We start from the raw sequence: 12398 nt of genomic DNA, 5'->3' as shown, positions 1-12398 counted from the left end.
CTCGACTTCGCTCAGCCCGAACGGATTGAATTTTCTCTACGCGCCTTGCTTTCCGCCCCCCTTTCCGCCATAGGCCCGCCTTCGCACGAACGCCGGGGTGACTCGGCGCATTTGCGGAGCATGACAGACGACAGCCGGAGGGGCGTTCCACATGGGGTGGACGTCAGCGATCGGCCAACAGATGAGGTATATCCATGGCTCTTTACGAGCATGTGTTCCTTGCGCGCCAGGATCTGGCACAGGCGCAGGTGGACGCGCTGGCGGAAATCGCCACCAAGATCGTCGAAGATAATCAGGGCAAGGTGACCAAGGTCGAGACCTGGGGCCTGCGCAGCCTGGCGTACAAGATCGCCAAGAACCGCAAGGCGCACTATGTGCAGCTGAACATTGACGCCCCCGGCAATGTGATCGCGGAACTGGAGCGCCAGACCCAGATCAACGAAGACATCATCCGCTACATGACCGTCAAGGTCGACGAGCTGGAAACCGGCCCGTCGGTGATGATGCGCAAGCAGGACCGCCCCGAGCGTGGTGACCGTGGTCCCCGCGGCGATCGTGGTGACCGTGGCCCCCGTGGCGACCGCGAAGATCGTGGCCCGCGCCGCGACCGCGAAGACGCCCCGGCTGCTGAATAAGGAGATCTGAGACATGGCACGCCCGTTTTTCCGCCGCCGCAAGAGCTGCCCCTTCGCCGCCAAGGATGCGCCGAAGATCGATTATAAGGACGTCCGTCTGCTGCAGGGCTTCGTGTCCGAGCGCGGCAAGATCGTCCCCAGCCGCATCACGGCCGTTTCGGCCAAGAAGCAGCGCGAACTGGCCCAGGCCATCAAGCGCGCCCGTCACCTGGGCCTCCTGCCCTACATCGTGAAGTAAGGGAGTAGAAACCCATGGAAATCATCCTGCTCGAACGCATCGAGAAGCTGGGCGCAATCGGCGACGTCGTCACCGTCAAGGACGGTTACGCGCGTAACTTCCTGTTGCCCAACAAGAAGGCGCTGCGCTCCAACAACGCCAACAAGAAGGTCTTCGAAGCCAACCGCGCGAAGATCGAGGCCGACAACGCCGCCCGTCGCACGGACGCCGAACAGGCTGCCGAAGGCGTCAACGGCAAGCAGATCGTCCTGATCCGCCAGTCGTCAAACGCCGGCCATCTTTATGGCTCGGTCGCCGTCCGTGACGTCGTCGAAGCGCTGCACGCCGATGGCGTGACCAACGTCACCAAGGCGATGGTCGTGCTGGAACGCCCGATCAAGACGCTCGGCGTCTTCGACGTCAAGGTCGCGCTGCACCCCGAAGTCGCCGTGACGATCACCGTCAACGTCGCCCGTTCGCCGGAAGAAGCCGAACTGCAGTCGCAGGGCGTGGACGTGATGGCCGACCTGTTCGAAAAGGACGAGAGCGGCTTCACCGAAGATTATGATCCCAACGCGGAGCCGGGCGAAATCGCTGCGGTCGCGAGCGACGAAGAAGAGACGGCTGAAGAAGCCTGATTTTCTTCCCGACAGGATCGAACGAGAAAGCCGCCCCGCAACGGGCGGCTTTTTTGTTGGGCGCGATTGGCGGTGGATTTGGGTGGGTAGGCGACCGTTGGCTTTTAGGCAGGCGAGAAGATTGTGAGCGTCAGGGTTTGTCAACAACTGGGCGCGGCACCCAGATTGTGCATGATAACCCGGTGCTAGCCTGTTCTCCGTTAGACAGCTGAATACGCTTGAAGCAACCGCCAAGCGGAAACTCCCGGCTAAGCCAGCGGCCCTCGGGGGTGTCTTGCTCGTAAGGACGGACACCTGCGCCTTCCAGAAATGTCCAGAGATGAGCGGCCGTGTCACCAACGCAAATATATTTGTGGCTGTCGTCTGTGTCGGTCACTTCTCCCGCCGCCACCGCATCTTCCAGGCACGCTTCAGTTAGTCCGGGCACCTTTTCAGGAAAGACCGCTGGGGCATCATTGGCGAGTAGCAGGGCAGCGGCAAAGATCAGCATAGGTTTTCAACTCACGCTAGGTCTGGTGATACCAACAGCAGGGGAGCGAACCCGCGCCTTCACCTCCCAGCGCGGATCGCTGCGACGATACCTCTACCAATCCCGTCACGCTGCAGACCCATTTAGCCGGAAAATTGATCGTGCGGCAACGTCCGCTTTCGAGCTAAGCAGTTGGTGATGCGTACGGCCACCAATGGTCGATAGCGGACAAAGAAGGCCGGAGGATCGCTCCCCCGGCCCGTCATTCCGACATGCGCGCGATCAGAATTTATAGTTGGCGCTGATTGTGAAGTTGCGCGGGGCGCCGTAGCGATACTGGCTGAAGAAGCCCATCTGGCTGTAATATGCCTTGTCGAACAGATTTTCGACATTCGCCTGCAATTGCAACCGCTCGGTCACTGCATAGCGCGCCATCAGGCTGACCAGCGTATAGCCGTCCTGCTGGAAGCGGAAGGGCGCCGCGGTCACCGGGTTCAGACCTTCCGAATAGGCCTTGCTGCGGAAATTGACGCCGCCGCCGACGGTCAGGCCGGTCAGCGCGCCCGGCAGGTCGTAGGTGGTGAAGATCTTCAGCAACTTGCGCGGCTGGGTCGTGTTCGCGGCGACGCCGTCGCCATCCTCCGCCTTGAACTGGCTGTAGCTGGCGTTGAGGTTCCAGCCCGGCAACGGCTGGCCGGTGGCTTCGATTTCGAAGCCCTTGCTGGTCACCCCCTGCGCCGCGACATAGGTCTGCTGCGGGCCGCCGGGGGTGGTGATGATCTCGCCGATCTGGCCGACATTATCCTGTTCGATGCGGAACAGCGCGACCGAGGTCTGGAGCGCATCGCCGAAAAAGCGGCTCTTCAGGCCGATCTCATAGGCATTGCCGTCGAGCGGATCGAGCAGGTTCAGATTGCGGTCGTACAGATTCTGCGGCTGGAAGATTTTGGTGAAGCTGGCATAGACGCGATGGTCGGGCGTCACGTCATAGAGCGCGCCGACATAGGGGATGAACACATTGTCGTCGCCATAGTCGCTGGGTCCGCTCCAGGCGAAGCCCTTCTGGTTCCAGCTCGACAGGCGACCGCCCAGGATGATTTTGAACGGATCGGCGACGTTCAGGCGGAAAGCGCCATAATAGCCGGTCTGTTCGATCCGCTCCTGCTCGTTCCGGGTCGGCGTCGTACCCCATGTCGGCTCATCGAAATCCGCACCGCCCGAACCGATGACCGGCACGTTGGTCGGCCAGGGGAAAGGCGCCGCATAATTGTCGGTATGGCGTTTCAACACGCTGTGCAGCGCGCCCAGCACCACTTCATGATCGCGCCCGAACAGGCTGACCTCCCCCTTCAACTGCGCATCGAAGCTGTTCTGGATGCTGATGCCCTCGGCCTTGTAGGGATTGCTATATTCGATCGTGCCGGTCGCCTTGTCGACATTACCGTACAGATAGAGAAGCTCGCTCGAATTGGTGGTCCGCAACCGGTTGTAATTGACGGTGATGTTCCACTTGTCGCCAATGTCCTGCCGGATGGTGGCGAAGATATTCTGGTTGGTCGTGTTCCAGTGGGTCCAGTCCGCCGCCGTACTCTGCGACCGGGCCAGATCGGTGGTCGTGCCATCGGTGTAGAAGGTCGGCAGCGCCCCCCAGGTCGCGCCCTTGGGCTTGCTGTCCTGATGGCTCATACCGACGCGGACCAGCGTGCTGTCGGTCAGGTCAGCGTCAACCACGCCGTACAGCACCCACTTCTTCTTTTTCTGGAGGTCGATATAGCTTTCGCCCTCCTCGTAGCGGCCGACCAGCCGCGCGCGGATGCGCCCGTCGGCGGTCAGCGCGCCGCCGACATCGGCCGACACGCGCCAGGTGTTCCAGCTCCCGATGCTGGCATTGACATAGCCGGTCAGGTCGGTGGCGTCGGCATGTTTGCGAACCAGATTGACCGAGGCGGACGGATCGCCGGCGCCCGACAGCAGCCCGGTCGCGCCGCGCACGATCTCGACCCGTTCGTAGATCGACACGTCGATGCTGGTTTCGCCATTGCCGCCCGCCAGCGTCCAGGCCGCCGGCACGCCATCGACCTGCGTGTTGCGGATTTCGAAACCGCGCGCGTAGAAATTATTGCGGACATCGTCGACTTCGTTGGCGGACACGCCGACGCTGTTGACGATGACGTCCTTGATGCTGATCAGATTCTGATCGAGGATGCGCTGGGCGGTCATGATGCTGACCGACTGCGGCGTTTCCTGCACGGTCAGGCCCAGGCCGGTCGCCGTGTCGATCTTGTTGGGCAGGGTATAGGTGCCGGTGACGACGATCTCGTCCTCCACCGGCGCGGCATCGGCGGGCGCCTGGGCAGCGGCCGGCATGGCGCCGAACGCGGCGAGCGACGCGCTCAGCAGAAAGGAAAATTTGCGGATCATCAAGAGGCCCCCGGCGTGAAATGCGATGCCGCCTTCGCAAATCAGGCCAAAACTGAGCCTGCGGCAGCATCCTTGCGGGGAGGCCGATATAATTGTTAATAATGTTTCGCAACATCATTATTAACCGTGCGCTGACTTGGTGACCTCATTTTGCGATAGCGTCGCATTTGCGTCACACATTATCGATCATTCCCGCGCCTGCGTCGCGTCTCCCAACCCTTTTTCGCCGCCGCCGACCGATCCGCCGCTGTCCGTCCTGCCGACGTCGCGCCACCCTTTCGTCCGCCCTTGCGCGACGATCCATGGGTATCGGGCCTGCCCCGACCGGGAACCGGACCTGTTGCCGCCCCCAATTCCTTGTTGACCGTGGCCCAGGCGCGCCGTTCGGCCTCGTCCTTCGACACGCCGCGATCCTCATAGCTTTCCTCGATATGGTGCGCCTTGCGCTTCTGCTTGTCGGTGTAGCTGCCCTTGTCACCCTGCGGCATGACCCATCTCCTTCGTCGCCCCGCACCGCTTCCAACACGCCGTCCCCATCCCGGTTCACATCGATCCGCTATCGTCACGATGCAGCGGAACGGCCGCTGCCCACGCGCGTTCGACCTGCATGGAAAACCGCACGCTCATCGAACGTCTGGCGCGCCATCTCGCCGCGGCGCATCCGGACGACTGGTCGTCCAGGATCGAGGACGCAGCCAGCATCCTCGCTATGCTGAAGGAACCCGACGCCGCGATGCGGGCGGCTGGTGACACAGACATATGGAGCGCGATGATCGATGCCGCGCTGCGCGAGCGCTGGGCGATCGCCCAGGCCACCACCGATCCGGCCGCCGCCGACCCGGTCGATTCGGGCGGATCGGACGAAGAAGGCGAGATCAGACTGACGTCCGATGCGGTCGGGCATGACCGGGCGGACTGGGTCCATCTGCATCACGGGCAGGAGAAGACTATATGAAGGGGCTGTTGAAGCTGGCGATCGTCACGGGCCTTGGCGCCTTTGCGATCAAGGGATGGCGCGACTGGATGGGTGACGCCGCCGCGCCGGACGATCGCGGCCCGGTAGGATCATCGGGCGTGGTCCGCGACGCCGGACCGCAACAGGGCGTGCCGCCCAGCGACTGGGACAAGGTGGACGAACAGTCCGACGAATCCTTCCCCGCGAGCGACCCGCCGGGCAACTATTGACGCGCTATTACAGGATGGACGCGCTCCATTGCTCCCCCGATGCGCGCCCCCTATGAGACGAACGCAAGGACGGCATCGCCGCCCGCAACAGGGGATATCATATCTATGCCTTCGGGTCTGATCGCGCTGCTCGACGACGTGGCGGGCATCGCCAAGCTGGCGGCCACGTCGCTGGACGATGTAGCCGCCGCAGCCGGTCGGGCGGGCACCAAGGCGGCCGGCGTGGTGATCGACGATGCCGCGGTGACGCCCAAATATGTGATGGGCCTGACCCCCGACCGCGAATTGCCGATCATCTGGAAGATCGCCAAGGGATCGCTGCGCAACAAGCTGCTGTTCCTGCTGCCGGCCGCCCTGCTGCTGAGCGCCTTCGCGCCCTGGCTGCTACCCCCGCTGCTGATGCTGGGCGGCGCCTTCCTCTGTTTCGAGGCGGTCGAAAAGCTGCTGGAGGCTATACAGGGCGGTCATGACGTCGCCGAGGAAGCGGTGGAGACGCACAACTCCGTCGAACTGGAAAATCAGAAAGTATCGAGCGCGATCCGCACCGACTTCATCCTGTCGGGCGAAATCATGGCGATTGCGCTGGGCACGGTCGCGGCCGAGCCGGTGTGGGAACAGGCGCTGATCCTGGTCGTCGTCGCCATCCTCATCACTGCGGGCGTCTATGGCGTCGTCGGCCTGATCGTGAAGATGGACGATATCGGCCTGCATCTGGCCAAGAAGCAGGGCGCCGGCACGCAGGCGCTGGGCCGCGCGCTCGTGAAGGCGATGCCGGTGCTGATGGCGATCCTGTCCGTGGTCGGCACCGCGGCCATGCTGTGGGTCGGCGGCGGGCTGATCGTCCATGGCCTGCACGAATTCCACCTCGACCTGATCCCCGGCGCGATCCACCATGTCGCGGAAGGCGCGGCCCAGGCCATCCCCGCGATCGGCGGCCTGCTCGACTGGCTGGTCAACGCCATTGGCGGCGCGATCGTCGGACTGGTGATCGGCGGGATCGTGGTGGGCGCGCTGCACCTGTTCAAGAAGCACTGAGGGCTTTAGGGGGACGAATAACTTCACCTCCGTTCGTTTCGAACTTAGTCGAGAAACGGAAAGCGCAGTGCTCTCCGCTTCGCGACTTCGCTCGAAGCGAACGGAAACTCTCCCTCTCGGATTGCTCAAAGTGACCCACCCTTCCCCCTGGCGTATCGAGGCCGGCGCGCTGATCGCGCTGGCGCTGCCGATGATCGCGGGCAATATCGCCTGGTCGGCGATCGCCGCCACCGATCTGCTGCTGCTCGGCCGGATCGGGGCGGAGGCGGTCGCCGCCGGCGCTCTGGCCATCAACCTGTTCCATGCGCTGCTGCTGTTCGGCATGGGTCTGGTCACCGCCGCTTCCCCCCTCATTGCGAGCGAACGCGGCCGTCGCCGCCACAGCGTGCGCGACATACGCCGCACCGTCCACCAGACGCTGCGCGCCGCGCTCTTCTTCGTGCTGCCCGCCTGGGCGCTGTTGTGGCAATGCGAGACGATATTGCTGGCGATGGGGCAGGATGCCGATCTGGCGCGTGAGGCCGGCCATTTGATGCACGGGCTGCAATGGGCGCTGCTGCCCTTTCTGGGCTTCACCACGTTGCGCAACTTCATCGCCGCGCTGGAACGGCCGATCTGGGGCCTGATCGTGATGCTGGGCGCGATACCGTTCAATATAGCGATGGGCTGGGCGCTGATTTTCGGCCATCTGGGCTTTCCCGCTTTCGGCCTGTTCGGCGCCGGGCTGGCCAGCACGCTGTCCTCCTGCTTCCTCTTCTTCGGCCTGCTCGCCGTCATCTTGGTCGATCGCCGCTTCCGCCGCTATCGCCTGATGGGCCGTTTCTGGACCCGCGATCGCGAACGGCAGCGGCAGGTGTGGGCGCTGGGCCTGCCGATCGCGATCACCCTGGGGTTCGAAACGACCGTGTTCAACGCCTCGGCCTTCCTGATGGGCCTCATCGACCGCGACTCGCTCGCCGCTCATGCCGTCGCGATCCAGATCGCCGCGCTCGTCTTCATGGTGCCCATGGGCATCGGGCAGGCGGCGACGATCCGGGTCGGCATCGCCTATGGCCGGCACGACCGCGCCGGCATCGGCCGGGCCGGCTGGCTGGCGCTGATGATCGGCACCGGCTTCGCCTGCTGCGCCGCCGCCTTGCTGATTCTGGCGCCGCGCACGCTGGTGTCGGCCTTTCTTGACCTGTCCAACCCTGCCAATGCGCGCACCGCGACCCTGGCCGTCAGTTTCCTCGCCATCGCCGCCCTGTTCCAGTTGGTCGATGCCGCGCAGGCGGTGGGCGCTGGCGTCCTGCGCGGGGTGCAGGATACGACCGTTCCGATGATCTTCGCGCTGATCGGCTATTGGGTGGTCGGCATCGGCGTCGGCACTTTGCTCGCCTTCCCGCTGGGCATGGAGGGGCTGGGCATCTGGCTGGGCCTCGCCAGTGGGCTGGGCGCGGTGGCCGTGCTGCTGATCAGTCGCTGGACCTTGCGCGAACGGCTGGGGCTGGTGCCCGCCTGAACCATTCGTCGCACCGATTGCACGGGATGGATATGGTGCAACGCACAAAGCAATTGAAAGAATCGCCAAAATCGGTCAGGGAAGCGACATCATGCAAGCTCCGACCGAGATTTTTGAAGCCATCGCGCTCCAGAAGTGCCTGAAGGTGACCTATAACAAGATGGTCGTCACCCTCGCCCCGCACATCCTCTACACCCGTCATGACGAAATGTTCATCGATGCGGTGACGACCGACCGCGACGGCCGCCCGCCGCGCGAGCTTAAGCTCGGCACCTTCAAGCTGGTCGGCCTGTCCGACCTGCAGGTGCTGGACGAGCCGTTCGAGGCGATGCACGGTCTCTACGATCAGAATGACGACAAATATAAGGGCGTGACCCTGTTCGCCGTCGCGCCCGAAAGCGCCGCCGCCTGATCGTCGGATCGGCCGCTGCGGCGATCCGGTCCTATCTGTCGAACACCCGCTCCGACCATGGTTCGCGCGCCTGCCAGCCGCGGCGCTCCAGTTCCGGCGTCGGGCATTGTTCGGCCGGATAGCCGATGCACAGCAGCGCGATCAGCGACCAATGGGCAGGAACGTCCAGCAGGCCGCTGACGGCCTGCGGCTCCAATATCGATACCCAGCCGACACCGATACCCCGCACCCGCGCCGCCAGCCACAGATTGTGGATCGCCAGCACCGTCGAATAGCGGAGCATTTCGGGCATGGTGGCGATGCCCAGACCATGGCCGGCCGACGGCGCGTCATCGCAGAATATCGCCATCAGTTCGGGCGCGTCGCGTACGCCGTGCAGCTTGAGCGCGCGATATTGGTCGCGCTGCGCATCATCGACATAGCGTTCGGACGCCCTGCCGCTCGCCGCATCGATATGGTCGGCCAGCATGGCGCGGACCTGTGGCGAACGCAGGCGAAGGAACCGCCAGGGTTGGGCATTGCCGACCGACGGCGCCAAACAGGCGCAGCGCAGCAGGTCGCGCATGTCCGCCTCCGGCACCGGGCGCACTTCGAAATGGCGCACGTCGCGCCGCCAGTGCAGCAGCGTCTCCAGTTCCGCGGCGAAGGCCGGGCCGAAGACCGGCGTCGATTCCGCCGCAAATCCGTCGCCCGTCCTCACTTCTTCAGTCGATATCCCGTACGGAACATCCAGCCGATGATGCCGATGCAGACGGCCAGCATGCCCGCGACGAACAGCAGGCTGAACCCGATCGCGACGTCGCCCCGGCCGAAGAAGGTCCAGCGGAAGCCCGAGATCAGATAGACGATCGGGTTGAACAAGGTGATCGTCTGCCAGGGTTCGGCCAGCATCTTGACCGAGTAGAAGGCGCCGCCCAGGAAGGTCATCGGCATGATGAGCAGCAGCGGGATCACCTGCAACTGCTCGAAACTCTGCGCCCAGATGCCCAGGATGAAACCGAACAGGCAGAAGCTGACCGCGATCAGCACCATGAAGCCGACCATGGCGAACGGGTGGGCCACCGGCACGTCGACGAACAGATGCGCGGTCAGGAAGATGATGCTGCCCACGATCAGCGACTTGGTCGCCGCCGCGCCGACATAGGCGATGATCGTTTCCGTCGCGGACACCGGCGCGGACAGCAGTTCGTAGATGGTGCCGGTGAACTTGGGCATGTAGATGCCGAAACTGGCGTTGAAGATGCTCTCCGTGAACATCGCCATCATGATGAGGCCGGGTACGATGAAGGCGGCATAGGCGATGCCGTCCACCTCCGTCATGCGCGACCCGATCGCCCCGCCGAACACGACGAAATAGAGCGACGTGGTGATCACCGGCACCAGCAGGCCGGTCAGCAGCGTGCGCCGGAAACGATGCAGCTCAAACGAATAGATGGCCGCGATGGCGCGCAGATTCTGGAGGCTCATGCGGCCTTCTCCTGATGGACGAGACTGACGAAAATATCCTCCAGGCTGCTCTGCCTTGTATTCAGATCCTTGTAGCCGATGCCCAGGTCGCCCAGTTTGCGCAGCAGCGACGACACCCCGGTCCGCTCCGCCTGGGTGTCGAAGATATAGTCCAGTTCATGGCCTTCCCCGCCCAGCGTGACGCCCCATTCGGCAAGGTCCGCGGGCACCACGTCGATCGGTTCGGCCAGCACGACCGTCAGCGTCTTCTTGCCCAGCTTCTTCATCAGCGCGGTCTTGTCCTCGACCAGCATCAGTTCGCCCTTGTTGATGACGCCCACCCGGTCGGCCATTTCCTCGGCCTCCTCGATATAATGCGTCGTCAGGATGATGGTGACGCCGGTCTGGCGCAGTTCGCCGATCAGCTTCCACATGCCGCGGCGCAGTTCGACGTCGACGCCCGCGGTCGGCTCGTCCAGGAACAGCACGCGCGGTTCGTGGCTCAGCGCCTTGGCGATCATCACGCGCCGCTTCATGCCGCCCGACAGTTCCAGTATCTTGGCATGGCGCTTGTCCCAGAGCGACAGGTCGCGCAGCACCTTTTCGACATAGGCGTCGTTGCGGGGCTTGCCGAACAGGCCACGGCTGAAATTCACCGTATCGATGACCCGCTCGAACTGGTCGGTCGACAATTCCTGCGGCACCAGCCCGATCGCGGTGCGCGCGCCGCGATAGTCGCGCACGATGTCGTGCCCGGCCACGGTCACACTGCCCCCGGTTGCGCGCGCAATGCCGCAGACGATCGAGATCATCGTCGTCTTGCCCGCGCCATTCGGCCCCAGCAGCGCGAAAATCTCGCCTTCCTCGATGGTCAGGTCGACGCCTTTCAGCGCCTCGAAGCCCGACGCATAGCGTTTCGTCAAGCCCTTGATCTCAATGATGGATGCCATGGATGGCTCTGCCCCTTTTGCGTTGCGGCAAAGATAGGGCGGCGGCGCGCCGATGCAACCGAGGCGAAAAACATTGCCGTGGCAACATGACAGGCATAGCGTCCGCATCCCATAAGCGGAGAAGGCCCTATGAAAAAGGCAGTCCTATTTCTCTCGATCGCGCTCATCGTCCTTCCCGACGTCGCGCTGGCCCAGCAACAGCAGGATCGCATGCAAAGGCCGTCGCCTCCGACGACCCGCCCCGCACCACCATCGCGCCCGACTCCGCCCAAGCCCGAAAACCGACCCCAGCCACCCCGTCCCGGCGGTCCGTCGGTACAACCGCCGCGCCCAGGTACGGGTGGCCCGTCGGTCCAGCCTCCCCGCCCCGGCACCGGCGGTCCCCAGATCCAGCCTCCCCGGCCCGGCACGGGCGGCCCGGCGATCCAGCCGCCCCGTCCCGGCAAGCCCCAGCCGCCCCGCCCGGTCAAGCCGCAACCGCCGCATCGCCCCGGCGCCGGCCGGCCGCCGCATTTCAAGCCGATCCACCGGCCGGGCTTCCAATATCCGCATGGCTATCGCTATCGGCGCTGGAGCATCGGCCTGCTGCTGCCCGCCATCTTCCTGTCGTCGCGCTATTATTATGACGACTATGCCTATCTGGGCGTCGGCGCGCCACCCTATGGCTATCGCTGGGTCCGCTATGGCCCCGACCTGCTGCTGGTCCGCACCCGCACCCGCCGCGTGGTCGATGTGATCTACGGCGCCTTCTACTAAGGCATATGAACGAAAGGGGGCCGCATCATCCGACGCGGCCCCTGGATGCCCTGCGGCTATTCGCCGCGTCGCGAAAAGCGGAAGACGGTGGCGGGCGGAAAATTGCGCACGGTCTGCCCGGCGCGCACCACGTCCAGCCCCAGCGCCTCGATCACCTCGCGGCTGACCGGCGGGCGCATCGAATAGGTGAACTGCACGAAGCTGCCGCCGGACCGCAGCATCCGGAAGGATTCCGTCAGGATATCGTGATGCATATAACGGTCCATCGCCAGCAGGGGCAGGCCGCTGACCACGGTCTGATAATCGCCCGGCTCGCCCGCGGTCGCGGTCGATACGATCTGCGCGGGCGTCTCCAGGATCGACACATGGGGGAAATGCCGGCGCAACCCGCGCGCGAAGGCGGGATTGATCTCCACCACCTCCAGCTTCTCGGGCGGCAGGCCGGTTTCCAGGATCGCGCGGGTGAACACCCCGGTCCCGCCGCCCAGTTCCAGCACGCGACCGTCCAGCGGATCGATCTGCGCCACCATCAACCGGGCAAGATAGCGGCTGGAAGGCACCACCGACGCGGTCTGGCGCGGTTTCTTCACCCAGGCGGCCAGGAAATCGAGATATTCGGTGGCGCGGGCGCGAAATTCCCCGCCCGGCAGGGCGATCGCCCGACTGCGCTTGGGCTTATGCTGCATAAGCGAAATGCGACCGCTTCATTTCCATCCCGACTCCCTTAGCGAGG

Annotated in this window: 16 protein-coding genes; 9 read left to right on the top strand and 7 right to left on the bottom strand. The window is 64.2% G+C overall.

Annotated features, from left to right (window positions below; genetic code table 11):
- Positions 1-194: 194 nt before the first annotated feature.
- Genes rpsF through rplI form a run of 3 tightly spaced genes read left to right on the top strand, consistent with a single transcriptional unit; the run spans position 195 to position 1490 of the window.
- Complete coding sequence (gene rpsF / locus ABT375_RS18450; protein WP_224550034.1) at positions 195-635, top strand: 30S ribosomal protein S6; 441 nt, start codon at positions 195-197, stop codon at positions 633-635.
- A 13-nt stretch (positions 636-648) separates the two neighbouring features.
- Positions 649-873, top strand: a complete 225-nt coding sequence (gene rpsR, locus ABT375_RS18445; RefSeq protein WP_004212076.1) for a 30S ribosomal protein S18 — start codon at positions 649-651, stop codon at positions 871-873.
- Positions 874-887: 14 nt separating this feature from the next.
- The gene (rplI, locus tag ABT375_RS18440) at positions 888-1490 is read left to right on the top strand and encodes a 50S ribosomal protein L9 (RefSeq protein ID WP_224550033.1); all 603 of its coding nucleotides are present in this window, start codon (positions 888-890) and stop codon (positions 1488-1490) included.
- A gap of 130 nt (positions 1491-1620) precedes the next feature.
- Here the strand turns inward: rplI and ABT375_RS18435 are convergent, their stop codons facing one another.
- The 3 genes from ABT375_RS18435 to ABT375_RS18425 form a co-directional block, all read right to left on the bottom strand.
- A complete protein-coding gene (locus ABT375_RS18435; protein ID WP_261935215.1) occupies positions 1621-1980 on the bottom strand; it encodes a hypothetical protein in 360 nt (119 codons plus the stop codon).
- Between the two features lie 261 nt (positions 1981-2241).
- Positions 2242-4380 carry a TonB-dependent siderophore receptor gene (locus ABT375_RS18430; RefSeq protein ID WP_416463591.1) on the bottom strand — a complete coding sequence of 713 codons (2139 nt, stop codon included), beginning with the start codon at positions 4378-4380 and terminating at the stop codon, positions 2242-2244.
- A 179-nt stretch (positions 4381-4559) separates the two neighbouring features.
- Complete coding sequence (locus ABT375_RS18425) at positions 4560-4868, bottom strand: plasmid stabilization protein (RefSeq protein WP_416463590.1); 309 nt, start codon at positions 4866-4868, stop codon at positions 4560-4562.
- Positions 4869-4987: 119 nt separating this feature from the next.
- On the opposite strand from ABT375_RS18425, the gene ABT375_RS18420 reads away from it, so the two are divergent.
- The 5 genes from ABT375_RS18420 to ABT375_RS18400 all read left to right on the top strand — a co-directional run bounded on the left by ABT375_RS18420 (position 4988) and on the right by ABT375_RS18400 (position 8513).
- Entirely contained in the window at positions 4988-5335 is a 348-nt protein-coding gene (locus ABT375_RS18420) for a hypothetical protein (RefSeq protein WP_416463589.1), read from the top strand.
- The gene (locus tag ABT375_RS18415; RefSeq protein ID WP_261935219.1) at positions 5332-5565 is read left to right on the top strand and encodes a hypothetical protein; all 234 of its coding nucleotides are present in this window, start codon (positions 5332-5334) and stop codon (positions 5563-5565) included. Before ABT375_RS18420 ends, ABT375_RS18415 begins: the two co-directional genes overlap by 4 nt.
- Before the next feature lie 105 nt (positions 5566-5670).
- Positions 5671-6600, top strand: coding sequence for a DUF808 domain-containing protein (locus ABT375_RS18410; protein ID WP_416463588.1), 930 nt, complete (start codon positions 5671-5673; stop codon positions 6598-6600).
- Positions 6601-6790: 190 nt separating this feature from the next.
- On the top strand, positions 6791-8101 hold the full coding sequence (locus ABT375_RS18405; protein ID WP_416464944.1) for an MATE family efflux transporter: 1311 nt from the start codon (positions 6791-6793) through the stop codon (positions 8099-8101).
- A gap of 91 nt (positions 8102-8192) precedes the next feature.
- A complete protein-coding gene (locus ABT375_RS18400; RefSeq protein WP_224550026.1) occupies positions 8193-8513 on the top strand; it encodes a hypothetical protein in 321 nt (106 codons plus the stop codon).
- A gap of 31 nt (positions 8514-8544) precedes the next feature.
- On the opposite strand, the gene bluB is transcribed toward ABT375_RS18400, so the two are convergent.
- The 3 genes from bluB to ABT375_RS18385 are packed head-to-tail and all read right to left on the bottom strand — an operon-like array spanning position 8545 to position 10909.
- The gene (gene bluB, locus ABT375_RS18395) at positions 8545-9213 is read right to left on the bottom strand and encodes a 5,6-dimethylbenzimidazole synthase (protein WP_416463587.1); all 669 of its coding nucleotides are present in this window, start codon (positions 9211-9213) and stop codon (positions 8545-8547) included.
- Positions 9210-9980: an ABC transporter permease gene (locus tag ABT375_RS18390; RefSeq protein WP_224550024.1), complete on the bottom strand. Its 771-nt coding sequence runs from the start codon at positions 9978-9980 to the stop codon at positions 9210-9212. Before ABT375_RS18390 ends, bluB begins: the two co-directional genes overlap by 4 nt.
- Positions 9977-10909: an ABC transporter ATP-binding protein gene (locus ABT375_RS18385; protein ID WP_416463586.1), complete on the bottom strand. Its 933-nt coding sequence runs from the start codon at positions 10907-10909 to the stop codon at positions 9977-9979. Before ABT375_RS18385 ends, ABT375_RS18390 begins: the two co-directional genes overlap by 4 nt.
- A gap of 129 nt (positions 10910-11038) precedes the next feature.
- On the opposite strand from ABT375_RS18385, the gene ABT375_RS18380 reads away from it, so the two are divergent.
- Positions 11039-11665, top strand: a complete 627-nt coding sequence (locus tag ABT375_RS18380; protein ID WP_224550022.1) for an RcnB family protein — start codon at positions 11039-11041, stop codon at positions 11663-11665.
- 56 nt (positions 11666-11721) lie between these two features.
- Here ABT375_RS18380 and ABT375_RS18375 read toward each other — a convergent pair whose 3' ends face one another.
- Positions 11722-12351 carry a class I SAM-dependent methyltransferase gene (locus tag ABT375_RS18375; protein ID WP_416463585.1) on the bottom strand — a complete coding sequence of 210 codons (630 nt, stop codon included), beginning with the start codon at positions 12349-12351 and terminating at the stop codon, positions 11722-11724.
- Positions 12352-12398 lie beyond the last annotated feature (47 nt).

This window comes from Sphingomonas sp. VDB2, assembly GCF_047946695.1.
Classification (GTDB): domain Bacteria; phylum Pseudomonadota; class Alphaproteobacteria; order Sphingomonadales; family Sphingomonadaceae; genus Sphingobium; species Sphingobium bisphenolicum.
Note: the sequence above shows the minus strand (reverse complement) of the source record. Positions and strands in the feature narration are given on the sequence as shown.